This is a genomic window from Altererythrobacter sp. TH136 (assembly GCF_007065885.1).
GTDB lineage: Bacteria > Pseudomonadota > Alphaproteobacteria > Sphingomonadales > Sphingomonadaceae > Tsuneonella.
Genome location: NZ_CP041409.1, coordinates 1,729,631 through 1,744,889, shown reverse-complemented (window position 1 = coordinate 1,744,889; position 15,259 = coordinate 1,729,631). Strand labels below are relative to the sequence as shown.

The window sequence follows — 15,259 nt, the reverse complement described above, 5'->3', positions numbered from 1 at the left end:
ACGCTGACATGGATGTCAGCAACGGCGCGCCCGACCATTCCCCGGCCGACCATCCTGCGCCCGGGCAGTATCGTCACCCGTGCGCGTGGGACACGCCGCTCGCGGAACTGACCGTCCCGCAGTTGCTGCAACGCAGCGCGGCGGCGGCACCGGATGCGCCGGCGATCGACTTCGTGGGCCGGGTCTATTCCTATGCGCAGGTCCTGGACGAGGCGCGGCGCTTCGCCGCCGGCCTTACCGCGCGCGGGATCGGCAAGGGCGACCGCGTGGGGCTGTTCCTGCCCAACGTGCCGATCTACCTGTCGGCATATTATGGCGCGATGCTGGCGGGCGCGGTGGTGGTCAATTTCTCGCCGCTCTACAGCGCAGACGAGCTGGCGCATCAGGTGGCCGATTCCGGCACGCGGCTGCTGGTGACGGTCGATGTCGCAAGCCTGCTGCCCACCGCGCTCAAGGTGCTGGACGGGTCTGCGCTGGAAACGCTGGTGGTCGGCTCGCTCGGCGCGATGCTGCCGTGGCCCAAGCGGATCGCGCTCAAGCTGCTCGGCCGCAAGAGCCTGGCGACCGTTCCAGACCGTGCCGACGTGCTGCTTTGGGCAGCGATGCTCCGCCCGGCGGCGGGCAATCTGCCCCCTGTCGCGCCGACCGACCTTGCCTTGTTGCAATATACCGGCGGCACCACCGGGCGGCCCAAGGGCGCGATGCTGACGCACGCCAACCTCGCCGCCAACGCGCAGCAGGTGATCGCGATCGATCCGTTCGAGGAGCGCGACACCATCCTGGGCGTGCTGCCGTTGTTCCATGTGTTCGCCAACACCTGCGTGCTCAATCGCACGATCCTGAAAGGCGGATGCATCGCGATGCTGCCGCGCTTCGTCCCCGGGCAGGCGCTCAAGACACTCAGCCGCACCAGTGCCAATGCGTTTCCGGGGGTGCCGACGATGTATCAGGCGATGCTGGACGATCCGGCGATTGGGAGAACCGACTTCTCTTCCCTCCGGGTGTGCATTTCGGGCGGGGCGCCCCTGCCGGCGCCGGTGCACGAGAAATGGGAGGCGGCGACCGGATCCCGGCTGGTCGAAGGCTATGGCCTGACCGAAAGCTCGGGCGTGGTGTCGACCAACCCGTACGAAGGCGAGCGCCGGGCCGGCACCATCGGCCAAGTGCTGCCGCACACCCGCGTGCGGCTGCTCGACAAGGAAGACCCCACCCGCAGCGCCCCCGCCGGCGAGCCGGGTGAACTCGTCGTCGCCGGGCCGCAGATCATGCAAGGGTACTGGAACCGGCCGGAGGCCGCTGCCGACGCCTTCGCGGAGATCGACGGTGTCCGCTGGCTGCGCACCGGCGATGTCGCGGTGATCGACGCGGACGGCTTCATCACCATTGTCGACCGGATCAAGGACATGATCGCGGTCGGCGGGTTCAAGGTCTTCCCCAGCCAGGTCGAGGCGGTTTTGCTGCAGCATCCGGCCGTCAAGGAAGCGCTCGTGCTCGGCCTGCCCGATGCGTACCTGGGCGAGATGCCGCGCGCTTACGTGACGTTGGCCGATGATGCGGTTGCTGAGCCGGAGGAGCTGGCCACTTGGCTCAATGCCCGCGTCGGCAAGCACGAGCGGGTGAGCAGCGTGGTGATCCGCGACGAACTGCCCAAGACGATGATCGGCAAGCTCGACCGCAAGGCGCTCAGGGCCGAAGTGTCGGCCTAGCTCGCCAGCGTCAGCGTCGGCGCGCTGCCATCGTCGGCCTTTGCGGCCCTGGCGGGCACCCGGTGAGCGAATCGGCCTTCCACTTCGGCGCCCTGCTCGATGGTCAGCGCGTCGTAATGCACGTCGCCGTTGATCCGGGCCGATCGCAGCACGACCAGTTCGCGCGCGGTGATCGAACCGCTGACGGTGCCGGCCAGCCGCGCCGTCTCGGCGGTGATGCCGCCCTCGATGTGGCTGCCTTCACCTTGCACCAGCGAAGCGCACTGGATGTCGCCTTCGATCCGGCCATCGACGTGGAGATCCACGCTGGCGGTCACGTCGCCCTTGATCACCACATCGCTGCCGATGATCGAGAAAGTCGATCCGCTGGCCGGTCTAGCCACGGGCTGGCTCGTCGGACTGTACTCGTCGGGCTTCTTTGAGAACATGGGGCGCTGCCTCCAGGAAGGGGCGCGGGTTCACCGCGCGGTCGTTGACACGCACTTCGAAATGCAGGTGGGGACCGGTCGAGCGGCCGGTCGATCCGATCGCGCCGATCACGTCGCCGGGCGAAACGTCCTGCCCCACGCGCGAGCGGAAGGCGGACATGTGGGCATAACGCGTGACCATGCCGTTACCGTGGGCGATCTCGACCACGTTACCATAGCCCTGTTTCTGGCCGACGAAGCTGACCCGGCCCTTGGCCGCGGCATAGATCGGCGCGCCCAGCGGGCCGCGGAAATCGAGGCCGGAGTGCATCGCCGCCTCGCCCGTGAACGGATCGCGCCGCATGCCATAGCTGGAGGTGAGCATCTCGACATTGGCGGGCCGGTACTGCGGGATTCCCGCCAGGCTGCGGTCGAGCGCTTCCATGCGGGCCAGGCTGGCGCCCAGTCGCTGGAACCGCGGATCGATCGACCCGTCGCTGCTGGTCGACAGCCGCTGCAGCGGACCACCCATCGCGGAGCGTCCGGCGGCGCGAACCATGGCATTGGGGTCAAGCCCCAGCTGCCGGATCGCGCGCGAGGTGCGTTCCGCGCGGCGGTCGGCGTAACGCGTCAGGCGCTCCACGAAGGCGAGCTGGCGCGCTTCGATCCGGGCGAGGGCACCCGCTTCGGGAATGAGCGCGCTCACCTTGGCGACGGTCTTGTCCGCCTCACCGGCGGAATCGGTCACCGTTACGCCGCCACGCGCGTCGGCGGGCAGCGAATCGACCATCTCCTCGATGAAGGCCTGGCGTTTTTCCAGATCGCTCGCGACGGCGCCGATATCCTGGCGGTACGCGCCGACGCGCTCCTCCGCCTGGGCGACGGTGGCCTCGCGCTCCAGCAGCGACAGCCGTTCGGCGGCGGCCTGGTATTGCAGCCAGCCCATCACGGCCAGCGACAGGCCCCAGGCGAGCAGCGCGGCCAATACAATGCTGGCGGCGATCATCTGCCCGCGGGCAGTGATCTTGATAAAGCGAACCTGTCCCTGCGACCGCATGATGAACTCGCGGTCGGGAAACGAGGCGCGCAGGCGGGTCAAAGCGCCGCCGGCGACAAAATTCATGTGAGGTACGACCCCTATGTCCCGTTCTTATCCCGACGGGGCCGCTAGCCAAGGATGCATCCAGCGTCGAATCGAGACTGCCGGAGTCGGGGCGGAACGGGTCAGTCGTGCGACCAACGGACTCATCGGGCGAAATATATCTATCCATGAGCGGGAACCGAACCCGCTATCCATTGTTGCGCCGCCCCTTTTTGCCAACGAGCAATAGCCAATTTGCCGCCTGACAGCACGCCGCCCGCCTGCTAGCTGCGCGCCATGGCTGACGCCGCTCCTTCGCTGTCGTGCGATGCCCTGTTGGCAGCGCTGGCGCACGGCGGACGCGCGGCGCAATCGGCGCTTGCCGGACTCGACGACAGTGCGCGCGCCGCTGCGCTTAAGTCGGCGGCGGCCGCGCTGCGGCAGGATGAGACAGCGATCCTTGCTGCCAATGCCGAGGATTGCGCCGCCGGCGCGGCTGCCGGGCTGACCGCAGCCTTGCTGGACCGGCTGCGGCTCGATCCAGAGCGGCTCACGGCGATCGCGGACGCGGTCGAGACGATCGCCGCGCTGCCGTCACCGTTGGGGGAGGTGATCTCGCGCGACACCCGGCCCAATGGGCTGGCGCTGGAACGGGTCCGGGTTCCCATCGGGCTGATCGGGATCATCTACGAGAGCCGCCCCAACGTGACCGTGGACGCCGCCGCGCTGTGCGTGCGTGCGGGCAACGCGGTGCTGCTGCGCGGCGGCAGCGAGGCGGCGCGCTCCAACCGCGCCCTGCACACAGCGTTCGTGCGCGGGCTGGCGAGCGCCGGGGTGCCGGCTGAGGCGGTGCAGCTGGTCCCGATACAGGACCGCGCGGCGGTGGGCGCGATGCTGGCAGCCGCCGGCCTGATCGACATGATCGTGCCGCGCGGCGGCAAGAGCCTGGTGGCGCGGGTCCAAGCCGATGCGCGGGTGCCGGTGCTCGCGCATCTCGACGGGCTGTGCCACACCTACGTCCACGCCGCCGCCGATCCGGCCAAAGCGCGCAGCATCGCGCTTGACGCCAAGCTGCGCCGCACCGGCATCTGCGGGGCGATGGAGACCCTGCTGGTCGATGCCGCTTACCCCGATACGCCCGCACTGCTCGGCGCGCTGATCGACGCGGGCTGCGCGCTGCGCGGAGATGCCCGGGCCCAGACCATCGACCCGCGCATCGCGCCGGCCGCGCCGGAAGACTGGGACACCGAATACCTCGACGCGGTGCTGTCGGTGGCGGTGGTCGACGGCCCCGATGACGCCATGGCGCACATCGCAGCGCACGGATCGCATCATACCGACGCCATTGTCACCGAAGACGCGGCCGTGGCGGAACATTTCCTGACCCAGGTCGATTCGGCGATCGTGATGCACAACGCCTCGTCGCAGTTCGCCGACGGGGGCGAATTCGGCTTGGGCGCGGAGATCGGCATCGCCACCGGGCGGCTCCACGCCCGCGGCCCGGTCGCGCTGGAAGGGCTGACGACCTACAAATGGCTGGTCCGCGGCGATGGACAGATACGCGGCTGACCGGCCGAGCAAACAGGAGAGCACGGATGCGCTACAACCGACTTGGATCCACCGGCCTGATCGTGTCGGAACTGTGCCTCGGCGCGATGACCTTCGGCACCGACCCGGGCATGTTCGCCGCGATCGCCGGGCTCGATCAGGATGCCTCCACCGCGCTGGTCAAGCAGTCGCTCGATGCCGGGATCAACTTCATCGACACCGCCAACGTCTATACCCGCGGCCAGTCGGAACGGTTCGTCGGCGGGGCGCTCAAGGATCTGGGCGTCAAGCGGTCCGACGTGGTGATCGCGACCAAGGCGATGGGTTCGATGGGCGAAGGACCCAACGACGCGGGCACCAGCCGCTATCACCTGCTGCACCAGATCGACGCCAGCCTCGAGCGGCTGGGGACCGATCACGTCGACCTGTACCAGTTTCACGGGTGGGATTCGCAAACCCCGATGGAGGAGGCGCTGCGGGCGCTGGGTGACATCGTGCGCACCGGCCGTGCGCGCTATATCGGCGTGTCGAACTGGGCCGCGTGGCAGATCATGAAGGCGCTGGGGATCAGCGAGCGGCTGGGGCTGGAACGGTTCGCCTCGCTGCAGGCGTATTACACCATCGCAGGGCGCGACCTCGAACGGGAGATCGTGCCGATGCTGCAGTCCGAAGGCGTCGGCCTGATGGTCTGGTCGCCGCTCGCCGGCGGGCTGCTGTCGGGCAAGTATACCCGGGGCGATGAGGGCAAGAGCGAAGGGGAAGGCCGGCGGGCGGTGTTCGACTTCCCGGTGGTCGATACCGACCGCGCATGGGACGTGATCGACGCCTTGCGCGCGATGGCGGACGCCAAGGGCAAGACGGTGGCGCAGCTCGCGCTCGGCTGGCTGCTGTATCAGCCGGCGGTCTCGACGGTGATCGTCGGCGCCAAGCGGGCCGACCAGCTGGCCGACAACATCGGCGCGTGCGACGTCGAGTTCACCGCCGACGAACTGAAGCAGCTCGACAAGCTCAGCCGCCTGCCGCGCGAGTACCCCGGCTGGATGCTCGCCCGCCAAGGCAGCTACCGCGACGAGAAGGTGTCGCCGCGCCGCCAGCCCACCTGAGGATGCGCCAGGGCAGGGCCGCCACCGGCCTCCTCGGGGGCAGTTTCAACCCCGCGCACCGGGCGCACCGGCGGATCAGCCTCGCCGCCATCGACGCGCTGGCGCTGGACGAGGTGTGGTGGCTGGTGTCGCCCGGAAATCCGCTCAAGCCCGCCGCCGGGATGGCCCCCCTCAAGGCGCGGGTCGCCTCGGCGCGGGCGGCGGCGCGGCGCGCGCCGATCCGGGTGACCGCGATCGAGCGCCAGCTCGGCACGCGCTTTACGATCGACACCTTGCGCGCGCTGACCCGCCGCTATCCGCGCCGGCGGTTCGTGTGGATCATGGGGGCGGACAACCTCGCGCAGTTCCACCGGTGGAAACACTGGCGCGAAATCGCGCGCACCGTGCCGATCGTGGTGTTCGCGCGTCCGGGCTACGGCGCGGCTGCGTTCGAGGGGCCGGCGATGGCGTGGCTGCGGCGTTACCGGGTGCCGGCTCACCGGCTGGCCGCAGCGCCGGCGCCGGCGCTCGCGTGGATCGCATTCGATCCCGACACGATTTCGGCCAGCGCGATCCGCCAGGCCGACCCGGCGTGGGCGGACCGCTATGCGTCGGCCCGGCCGCGCGACGGCGTCACCGGCCGGCTTATCGGTTGAGCAGCGGCCGCCACCAGGGTTCGTTGGCGAGATACCAGGCAAGCGTCTGCGCCAGCCCTTCATGTCCGAGATCGAAGCCCGCCTCGCCGGGCGGCCTTGCGCAACCGCGCTGACGCTGCCCGACAGCGCGATTGCAGCGCGCGCCGGCACAGGCTATGCTCCCTGCGCCGCGACGAGCCTCGCCGCGGCCCGGCAGGTCGCCGGTTTTCGACCTGGGCGAATGGAGCGCACCGGCCCTGACATATCGGCAACTCGAACCCGCTGTCAGGGCTTTGCAAGCCGCCTTGCGCGATCGCTGCGCACGTATCATTTCGGCCGCCAGGGAAACTTCCGCGCGATGATGCGCGTTGGTTCCTTCATGCACTTCGCCCTTCATCACGGGAGCACGATCACCGCCTATGCATCAGGCGCAACCGCTGTCGGCAGCTGCCGGCGCAAGTCCGGGCCGCATGGCTCAAGCTGACACCTCCTCATCGGTCGGGGCAGGCGACCGCCTGCTCGAACTCGTGCTGGGCCAGCTCGACGACGATCAGGCGCAGGATCTCGTGGCGATCCCGCTTGCCGGCAAGTCGAGCATCGCCGATCACATGATCATCGCCTCGGGCCGGTCGACCCGGCAGGTCGCGGCGATGGCGCAGAAGCTGGCTGAAAAGATCAAGCAGGGCGGCTTCGGCAACGCCCGGGTCGAAGGTCTGCCAGCCGCCGACTGGGTATTGATCGACGCGGGTGACGTGATCGTTCACCTGTTCCGTCCCGAAGTGCGCAGCTTCTACAATCTGGAGCGCATGTGGGGCTTCGGCGACGAGAAGACCGGCGCCGCCTGATCCCGCAGCGAGCGGCTTGCTCCCGGGCAGTCGCAGGCCGTAACCAGCAACTTCCATGCTGTTGCACATCATCGCTCGGGGAAAGATCGGCCGCTCGCCCGAAGCGGAGCTGGTCGCGCGGTACGAAAAGCGCATCGCGTGGCCGTTCAAGCATAGCGAACTGCCCGAAACCGGCGGCAAGTCGCCCGACCCGCTGACCCCCACCCGCACCGTGCTGCTCGACGAGCGCGGCAAGCACCTGACATCGGATGAATTCGCCGCCGTCCTGGGCCGCTGGCGCGACGAAGGGGTCCGCGAAGCCCGGTTCGTGCTGGGCGCGGCGGACGGGCACTCGCACCAGGAACGCCAGCAGGCCGACCTGCTGCTGGCATTCGGGGCGATGACCTGGCCGCACCTGCTCGCCCGCGCGATGTTGGCCGAACAGCTGTACCGCGCGACCACCATCTTCGCCGGCCATCCCTATCATCGCAGCGGCGACACGCGCTAAGAGCGGGGCCGTGACACCGCGCCGCGCCTTGCCTGTCCTGCTCGCCGTCGCCGCGCTGGCGGGCGGGGCTTATTCGGTCGGAGCGCAGCAGGGTGCGTATTACGGGAGTGTCGCGGACACCCGCGCCGCGCTGGTGCGGGCGCAGGCCCAGGCGCGCGCGGCCGCGGGGCGGGCGAGCCGGCTGGAAGTGGAGGCAGCGGGCGTGCGCGCCTCCGCCGACAAGACCGCGCGCGAGGCCGCCGCGCTCGCCGCGCGGATCCAGGAAGCCGAAGCCGGCATTGCCGCCGCCGATGCGCGCATGGCATTGGCCCGGAATGAACGCGCCGCGCTCGACCAGCGGCTGGCCGAGCGGCGCGAACCGCTGATCCGGCTGACCGCGGGCTTGCAGAAGCTCGCCCGCCGGCCGCTGGCGGTCGCGGTGCTGCGGCCCGGGTCCTTGCGCGAAACGGTGTACCTGCGGGCGATGCTGGAAAGCACCCTGCCCGAAGTGCGCCGCCGCACCGCCGCCCTGCGCGCCGAACTGGCCCGCGGCCAACGGATCGAACGGGAGGCGCAATCTGCGCTGGCCGCGATGCAGGCGTCGGGCCGCACCCTGGCCCAACGGCGACAGGCGCTGGCGACCCTCGAATCCCGTCAGCGACTCGCGCTGCGCGCCGCCAGCGGGGCCGCCGCGCGCGAGGCCGAGAGCGCGCTGGCTCTGGCCGAGGAAGCGCGCGACCTTGACGGACTGGTCGGCACCCTGGGCAAGGCCGGCGATTTACGGCGCCAGCTCGCGGCATTGCCGGGGCCGCTGCTGCGCCCGCCGCGCCCCGGCGCGAGCACGGTGATCGAGCCTGCACCCATTTCCAGCCCGGCCGCGCGTCCGGCGTCGTCCTTCCAGCTGCCGGTGGCCGGACGCACGGTGGCAGGGTTCGGCGAATCCGGTGCCAGCGGCGCCGGGGTGAACGGGTTGTCGCTGGCTCCCGCGCCAGGCGCGCAAGTGGTCGCGCCAGGGGCCGGCCGTGTCGCCTTTGCCGGGCCGTTTCGCGGGTTCGACCGGATCGTGATCATTGAGCATCCCGGCGGGTTCACCAGCCTGGTGACCGGCCTTGCCCGGAGCGATGTCGCGGTGGGGGAGGACGTGCTCGCCGGCGCCCCGGTGGGTGTGGCCGCGCCGGTGCGACCGGTGATCGGGTTCGAACTGCGCCGCGGCAGCCAGCCGGTCAATCCGCTGGAATTCGTCCGCTGAACCGTCAACGCATGTCGTCGGGCGGCGCGCCCTCATCTGGTATTCACCCGGCCTAGGCGATAGAACGCTTATCCGATCACACGTTCAGGAAACACCCGCGCCATGAAGGTTGCCGCTCTCGTTCGCTCCGCCGCTCTGGTCAGCGCCGTCGCGCTGCTGCCGGCGACCACCGCTGGCCTCGCCCAGGTCGATGGCCGTACCGGGCCGGAGTTTGCCAAGCTGTTCGCGGTCTACCAGCGGGTCAAGGCGAGCTATGTCGAGCCGGTCGATGACGACAAGCTGATCCGCGGCGCGATCGACGGCATGCTGGCCAGCCTCGATCCGCATTCCGCCTATCTCGACGGCGGCGATCTCCAGCGGCTGGAGACGATGATCGACGGCAACTATTCGGGCCTCGGCCTGTCGGTCGTGCTCGATGACGGCGCGGTGAAGGTCGTCTCGCCGTTCAAGGGGAGCCCGGCGGACAAGATGGGCATCAAGACCGGCGATTATATCACCCACCTCGACGGCACGCTGGTGGTCGGCGGCGAACTGGACGATGCGGTGGCCAAGATGCGCGGGCCGGCGGGCACCTCGATCCGGCTGACGATCTTCCGCCCGGGCAGCGACGATCCGTTCGATGTCACGGTCACCCGCGGCACGATCGACCTGGAACCGGTGACCAGCAAGCTGGAAGCCGGCAACATCGGCTACATCTCGGTCAACGAATTCAGCCGCGATGTCGGTTCGGATGTGTTTGCCCAATGGCAGAAGCTGAAGCGCGACGCGGGCGGAAGCTTGGCTGGCCTAGTGCTCGACCTGCGGCAGAACCCGGGCGGCTCGCTCGATGAAGCGGTCGCCTTGTCCGACCTGTTCCTCGACAAGGGGCAGATCGTTTCCCAGCGCGGCCGCGCGCGGGGCGAATCGCTGGTCTATGATGCCGAGAGCGTGTTCAAGGGGGACATGGCCGCCGGGGTTCCGGTGGTGGTGCTGATCGATGCCGGTTCCGCCTCCGCCAGCGAGATCGTCGCCGGCGCGCTGCAGGATCATGGCCGGGCGGTGGTGATGGGCGAACGCAGCTTCGGCAAGGGCAGCGTGCAGACGCTGCTGCCGCTGGGGCAGACCGCCGCGCTGAAACTGACCACCGCGCGTTATTTCACGCCCAAGGGCCACTCGGTGCAGGAGGGCGGGATCGATCCCGACATCGCGGTGCCGCAGCTCAGCGATCCCGACCGCGCCAAGCGCGAGAAGTTCCGCCTGCGCGAATCTGACCTGCGCGGCCACCTGGTCAACGAAGCCGCCTTGAAGGACAAGGATCTGGAAAAGGACCGCAAGGACGATCCGCGCTTCCAGGCCACCGCCGAAGAGCTGAAGGCCAAGGGAATCGAGGACTTCCAGCTCAGCTACGCGCTCGACACGCTGCGCCGCACGTCGCCCGCGGCCCTCGCCCGGAACGCCGCAACCCAGACCGGCGCTAAGAAGCGCTGATGGTGCTGACACCGCGGGAAAAGCTCGCTCAACGGCTGGCGCTGGGCGTGCCCGCGCTGCTGCTGGGCGGCGCGTACGTGTCCGAATACGGCTTCGGCCTGCATCCGTGCGAAATGTGCTGGTGGCAGCGTTATCCGCACTTCGCCGCCATCGCGCTCGCCCTGCTGTCGACCGTCGCTGCCCCCCGGCGGGTGTGGATCGCGCTTGCGGCGGTGGCGCTTCTGGTGACGGGCGCGATCGGCGCGTTTCACGCCGGCGTCGAATACGGCTGGTGGGAAGGGCTGACGACCTGCAGCACGCCGAGCCTGGGTGGCGGCGATCCGCTGGAAGCGATCATGAACGCGCCGCTGGTCCGCTGCGATGAAGTGCAATGGGGCCTCGCCGGAATTTCGCTGGCCGGGTGGAATTTCCTGATCTCAAGCGTTGCCGGGATAGCGATCCTGCTGTTGCTGCGCCGGAAGGACTCATGACCGAAAGCTCCACCGACCGGATGATCCGGGTCGACCAGGCCGGCGAATACGGCGCCACCCGCATCTATGCCGGGCAGCTGGCGGTGATGGGCAACCGCGCGCCTCACGCGGGCGAGATCGCCGCGATGGCGCGGGCCGAAGCGGTCCACAAGGCGCGCTTCGACGCGATGATGATCGAGCGCGGGGTGCGGCCGACGGCGCTCCAGCCGTTCTGGTCGATCGCCGGGTTCGCGGTCGGCGCCGCGACCGCGCTGATCGGCCCCAAGGCGGCGATGGCCTGCACCGCGGCGGTCGAGGAGGAAATCGACAAGCACTATTCCGACCAGCTCGACGAACTGGAACGCGCCGGCGACGATTCGGAACTCACCGCCATGGTCGCCGAGTTCCGCGACGACGAGCGGGAGCATCACGCCGCCGCGATCGCGGCCGGGGCGGAAAGCGCGCCGGGGTATCCGTTGCTGTCCGGCGCGATCCGGCTGGGGTGCCGGGTCGCGATCCGGCTGGCGGAACGGATTTGAGGAACCGCGCCGCGGCTCCGGTCGCTTCAGTACCTGTTCAGTGCAGGTTGAACCATTTGTGCGCCAAGCAAACCAGGACAAGCACCATGATCCGCAAGCTCGCTCTTCCCCTCCTCGCCTTTGCGGCGCTGTCCGCCCCGGCCGCCGCGCAAGACACCGCAGGCGACAAGGTCCGCATGGTGATCGTATACGGTGACGATGAAGTGTCCCCGCCGCAGGGTGACGAGATCGTGGTCATCGCCCGCCTGCCTGAAGCCGACCGCTACCGCATCCCCGAAACGCTGCGCTTCTCCGATGATCCGGCTAACATGGCCTGGGCACGGCGGGTGGAACGGCTCGACATGGTCGGTGCGTTCGGCACCATGTCATGCTCGCCCGTTGGACTGGGCGGCTTCACCGGCTGCACCCAGCAGCTGATCAACGCCGCCGCCGCCGACCGCCGCGATGGCAGCGAAGCGCGCTTTTCCGAACTCATCGCCGCCGCTCGGGCCGAGCGCCTGTCGACCATCGATGCCGATGCCGCGGCGGAACAGGCGCGGGTCGAAAGCTTGGAAAAACAGTACATGGAGCGGCTGGAACGCGAGCGCGAGGGCGCGCTTCCGGGCGAGGATGCGCTGCCAGCGCAACCGCCGCGATAGCGTGGGCTCAAGGTATCTTGCCCAGAATGAGCTTCATCGATCTAGCGCTGCATTCCGCGCTAGGCTCGCGTCCCTGGTCTGCAGCATGTTGCTGTCGACCGGCGAGGCAGTCGTTCTGACGGCTTAGGGCTAAAGCGCGATTAGACCGCGTAATAATCCCGATACCAAGCGACGAACCTGCGAATCCCTTCGCGCACATCGGTCTGCGGCCGATATCCAGTCAGGTTCTCCAGCAGCGTAGCGTCGGCCCATGTTGCGGGTACGTCGCCCTGTTGCAGGTCCATGTAGTTGCGGATTGCAGGCTTCCCGCATTCAGCCTCGATGGCATCAACGAAGTCTTCCAGCCGCACCTTGTTATTGTTGCCGATGTTCACCACTCGGAATGGTGCAGCCGGGCTGAGACTGTCCCAAGCCGGAATCGCTTCTGCGGACTCGGGTCTCACTGGAACCGCATCAATCAGACCGCGGATTCCACGCACAAGATCGGTCACATAGGTAAAATCGCGGAACATCTTGCCGTGATTGTAGATGTCGATGGGCGTGCCCTCGAGGATCCCTTTGGTGAATTTGAAGAGCGCCATGTCGGGGCGGCCCCACGCGCCGTATACAGTGAAGAAGCGGAACATGGTGACCGGCAGGTTCCACAGGTGGGCGTAGCTGTGCCCCATGCTCTCCGTCGCCTTCTTGGTCGCGGCATAAAGCGTCAACTGAGTGTCCGCCTTTTGCCGCTCGTCGAACGGCATGTCTTCATTGGCGCCGTAGACGCTGCTGGTCGATGCCATCAGCAGGTGATCGACGCCCAGTTCGCGCGCGCATTCCATCAGGTTGAACGTGCCGATGATGTTGGCATCAATATAAGCGCGAGGGTTCTCGATCGAGTAGCGCACGCCAGCTTGTGCTGCGAGGTGCACAATTACATCCGGCTTTTCCGACATGACCAGGGCGTTGAGCTGCTTGAAATTCTCCAGCAATCCGACGTTTGCGGTAAAGTGCTGGTTCTGCAGCAACATCTGATGACGTCGTTCTTTCAAACGAACATCGTAGTAATCGGTCATTGCGTCGAATCCAACGACCCGAAACCCTTCGTCGAGCAGAAGCTGCGACAAATGGAAGCCGATGAAGCCGGCGCTCCCTGTGACAAGTACGGTTCGCATGGTCACAGCGTCCAGTCTGCCCGGTCCAGCACACCTTTGAGATCCGCAAGCGTTCCGCCAGACGCTACTCTGCTCCGCAGAGCGTCGCCGCCCCGGGCGAGGTATTCCTCATGCGGCACGGCCAGTAGTACGAGATCATATGTTCTTGCCGGCATTTCAGGAAGGAGACGGAAGCCGTACTCACGGGCAACCTCATCAGCATTGGCAAGCGGATCATGCACGCTAACTTCGTGCCCCAGCCAGACGAGCCGAGCGACCAAGTCAGCAACCTTGCTGTTGCGGATGTCGGGAACATTCTCCTTGAACGTGACCCCAAGGACCAAGGCGGTGCCGGCTTTCGCACCACGCCGGTCGTGCAGCGCGTCGGCAACGTGCCGAGCCATATCATCATTTACGCTCCTCCCGGCGAGGATGACGCGGGGAAGGTGGCCCAGGCTGCGCGCGTGATATGCGAGGTAAAACGGGTCGACCCCGATACAGTGACCGCCGACCAGGCCCGGGGTGAAAGGAACAAAGTTCCACTTGGTGCGGGCGGCTTCAAGCACATCCCAGATCGAAATGCCGCTGCGCGCGAAGACCTGCGCGATCTCATTCATGAAGGCTATATTGATGTCGCGCTGGGCGTTCTCGATCACCTTTGCGGCCTCGGCCGTTTTGATCGACCTCGCTCGGAATATACCTCCCAAGGTGATCGAACCATAAAGTTTTGCAATGCGTTCGAGAACTTCGGGCGTCTGCCCGGCAACCACCTTCTGAATGCGATCAACGGTATGCTCTCGATCGCCTGGGTTGATGCGTTCGGGACTGTAACCCAAGAAAAAGTCGACGCCGCAAACCGCCCCCGACGCTTGTTCCAGTATCGGGCCGCAGATGTCTTCGGTCACACCTGGATAAACAGTGCTTTCGAACACCACGACAGGCTTGAGCCCCGCCTCGATCGCCCTTGGCAGCATCTCACCTACCGTTCTGCTGGCGGCTGCCAATATCGATAAATCAGGTTGATCCGCCTCACCGACAGGAGTGGGCACGGTAACCACGTAGAATTCGGAAGGCGGGCACTGCGCTGGGTCGACATGAAAGTTTATGGTGGTTGCTGCGAGGCGCTCAGCATCGACTTCAGCGGTGCGATCAAAGCCGACCTTCAGCTCTGAAATGCGGCGAGCATCGACATCGAGACCGGTGACCGGCCCTGTGCGAGCAAGCGCTACTGCAAGGGGAAGTCCAACGTATCCAAGGCCGACCACAGTCGACAGGACGCTCGAAGAATTCATCGTGGGAGGGGTCTGGAAATCGATCATGCAAGTGGCGAAATAAAGGCGAAGAATGTAGATGATCTAAACGCTGTCGCATAGAATGCCCCGGTTCGCCAACGTGCGTTGGCGGGCGTCGTCGCAGACTGTGCCGGAACCTGGTGCGCAAAGCGGCTTCCAAACCGGCGCCTCTACCCCGATTTTGCCGCGATATTCAGTCGCCGACTAGCCCCGCGAGTTAAACTCTGTCCAACCCTCACGACTACTTAACTTTCGAACGGTATCGCCACGTTAGAACAATTGCGAAAGCCACGTTTCGACGGATCAACACGTCGCGGAATCAATCGTTGGTGCAGGCACATTGTACAGGCTTAGATCGAAAGTGCTCGTAGGCAAGCGACTGCCGTTCTGGCAACAGCGGCATCGTCGCCGTCCTGCTGTGCTAGCAGAACGGCCGCTTCTTCTGTCCGTGAATCGCTGGAGTCAAGTGTTGCTTGGGCGCGCCTCTCGTAGATCGACTGGGCCCGTCCCAAAGCGTCGCGCTGCTCTCGTGTGAGGGCGCCAAGTTCGAGGAGGCGCTTCGCTAAAGCCCGGATGCTTTGGCTGCATATCAGGGGCTGATCCTTCGCGTCCGCCGAAGACCCACTGTTTACGACCGACAACGATCGAGCTGCTTCTTTCTCCGACGCGCTGATTACGCGAGCGGGCTGAACGGCTTCGATCGGAGATGACCTGTGCTGGTC

The 15,259-nt window shown here is 67.1% G+C and carries 16 protein-coding genes; 11 read left to right on the top strand and 5 right to left on the bottom strand.

The window, feature by feature from the left end:
- Window positions 1-8: 8 nt before the first annotated feature.
- Window positions 9-1,706, top strand: coding sequence for a long-chain fatty acid--CoA ligase (locus C0V74_RS08355; RefSeq protein WP_143251405.1), 1,698 nt, complete (start codon window positions 9-11; stop codon window positions 1,704-1,706).
- Here the strand turns inward: C0V74_RS08355 and C0V74_RS08350 are convergent.
- Both C0V74_RS08350 and C0V74_RS08345 read right to left on the bottom strand, forming a co-directional pair.
- Window positions 1,703-2,134, bottom strand: coding sequence for a polymer-forming cytoskeletal protein (locus C0V74_RS08350; RefSeq protein ID WP_143251403.1), 432 nt, complete (start codon window positions 2,132-2,134; stop codon window positions 1,703-1,705). The genes C0V74_RS08355 and C0V74_RS08350 overlap by 4 nt on opposite strands.
- Window positions 2,082-3,236, bottom strand: coding sequence for a M23 family metallopeptidase (locus C0V74_RS08345; RefSeq protein ID WP_143251401.1), 1,155 nt, complete (start codon window positions 3,234-3,236; stop codon window positions 2,082-2,084). Before C0V74_RS08345 ends, C0V74_RS08350 begins: the two co-directional genes overlap by 53 nt.
- 255 nt (window positions 3,237-3,491) lie before the next feature.
- Here C0V74_RS08345 and C0V74_RS08340 point away from each other — a divergent pair, with 255 nt between their 5' ends.
- Genes C0V74_RS08340 through C0V74_RS08330 form a run of 3 tightly spaced genes read left to right on the top strand, consistent with a single transcriptional unit; the run spans window position 3,492 to window position 6,480 of the window.
- Window positions 3,492-4,763, top strand: coding sequence for a glutamate-5-semialdehyde dehydrogenase (locus C0V74_RS08340; protein WP_143251399.1), 1,272 nt, complete (start codon window positions 3,492-3,494; stop codon window positions 4,761-4,763).
- Between the two features lie 26 nt (window positions 4,764-4,789).
- Complete coding sequence (locus C0V74_RS08335; RefSeq protein ID WP_143251398.1) at window positions 4,790-5,845, top strand: aldo/keto reductase; 1,056 nt, start codon at window positions 4,790-4,792, stop codon at window positions 5,843-5,845.
- Between the two features lie 2 nt (window positions 5,846-5,847).
- A complete protein-coding gene (locus C0V74_RS08330) occupies window positions 5,848-6,480 on the top strand; it encodes a nicotinate-nucleotide adenylyltransferase (protein WP_143251396.1) in 633 nt (210 codons plus the stop codon).
- Here C0V74_RS08330 and C0V74_RS08325 read toward each other — a convergent pair.
- Complete coding sequence (locus C0V74_RS08325; protein ID WP_143251394.1) at window positions 6,470-6,856, bottom strand: hypothetical protein; 387 nt, start codon at window positions 6,854-6,856, stop codon at window positions 6,470-6,472. The two genes, C0V74_RS08330 and C0V74_RS08325, sit on opposite strands and share 11 nt — an antisense overlap.
- Before the next feature lie 73 nt (window positions 6,857-6,929).
- On the opposite strand from C0V74_RS08325, the gene rsfS reads away from it, so the two are divergent.
- From rsfS to C0V74_RS08290, 7 genes are all read left to right on the top strand, one after another.
- The gene (gene rsfS / locus C0V74_RS08320; RefSeq protein ID WP_143251392.1) at window positions 6,930-7,304 is read left to right on the top strand and encodes a ribosome silencing factor; all 375 of its coding nucleotides are present in this window, start codon (window positions 6,930-6,932) and stop codon (window positions 7,302-7,304) included.
- A gap of 55 nt (window positions 7,305-7,359) precedes the next feature.
- Window positions 7,360-7,791, top strand: coding sequence for a 23S rRNA (pseudouridine(1915)-N(3))-methyltransferase RlmH (locus C0V74_RS08315; RefSeq protein WP_143251390.1), 432 nt, complete (start codon window positions 7,360-7,362; stop codon window positions 7,789-7,791).
- A gap of 10 nt (window positions 7,792-7,801) precedes the next feature.
- Window positions 7,802-9,019: a peptidoglycan DD-metalloendopeptidase family protein gene (locus C0V74_RS08310; RefSeq protein WP_246844807.1), complete on the top strand. Its 1,218-nt coding sequence runs from the start codon at window positions 7,802-7,804 to the stop codon at window positions 9,017-9,019.
- Window positions 9,020-9,121: 102 nt separating this feature from the next.
- Window positions 9,122-10,486: a S41 family peptidase gene (locus tag C0V74_RS08305; RefSeq protein WP_143251387.1), complete on the top strand. Its 1,365-nt coding sequence runs from the start codon at window positions 9,122-9,124 to the stop codon at window positions 10,484-10,486.
- Complete coding sequence (locus tag C0V74_RS08300) at window positions 10,486-10,956, top strand: disulfide bond formation protein B (protein ID WP_143251385.1); 471 nt, start codon at window positions 10,486-10,488, stop codon at window positions 10,954-10,956. Before C0V74_RS08305 ends, C0V74_RS08300 begins: the two co-directional genes overlap by 1 nt.
- Window positions 10,953-11,474 carry a demethoxyubiquinone hydroxylase family protein gene (locus C0V74_RS08295; RefSeq protein ID WP_143251383.1) on the top strand — a complete coding sequence of 174 codons (522 nt, stop codon included), beginning with the start codon at window positions 10,953-10,955 and terminating at the stop codon, window positions 11,472-11,474. Before C0V74_RS08300 ends, C0V74_RS08295 begins: the two co-directional genes overlap by 4 nt.
- An 86-nt stretch (window positions 11,475-11,560) precedes the next feature.
- Window positions 11,561-12,112 carry a hypothetical protein gene (locus C0V74_RS08290; protein ID WP_143251382.1) on the top strand — a complete coding sequence of 184 codons (552 nt, stop codon included), beginning with the start codon at window positions 11,561-11,563 and terminating at the stop codon, window positions 12,110-12,112.
- Window positions 12,113-12,252: 140 nt separating this feature from the next.
- Here the strand turns inward: C0V74_RS08290 and C0V74_RS08285 are convergent, their stop codons facing one another.
- Window positions 12,253-13,266, bottom strand: a complete 1,014-nt coding sequence (locus tag C0V74_RS08285; RefSeq protein WP_143252240.1) for an NAD-dependent epimerase/dehydratase family protein — start codon at window positions 13,264-13,266, stop codon at window positions 12,253-12,255.
- Window positions 13,267-13,268: 2 nt separating this feature from the next.
- Complete coding sequence (locus C0V74_RS08280) at window positions 13,269-14,564, bottom strand: nucleotide sugar dehydrogenase (RefSeq protein ID WP_246844806.1); 1,296 nt, start codon at window positions 14,562-14,564, stop codon at window positions 13,269-13,271.
- Window positions 14,565-15,259: the final 695 nt, after the last annotated feature.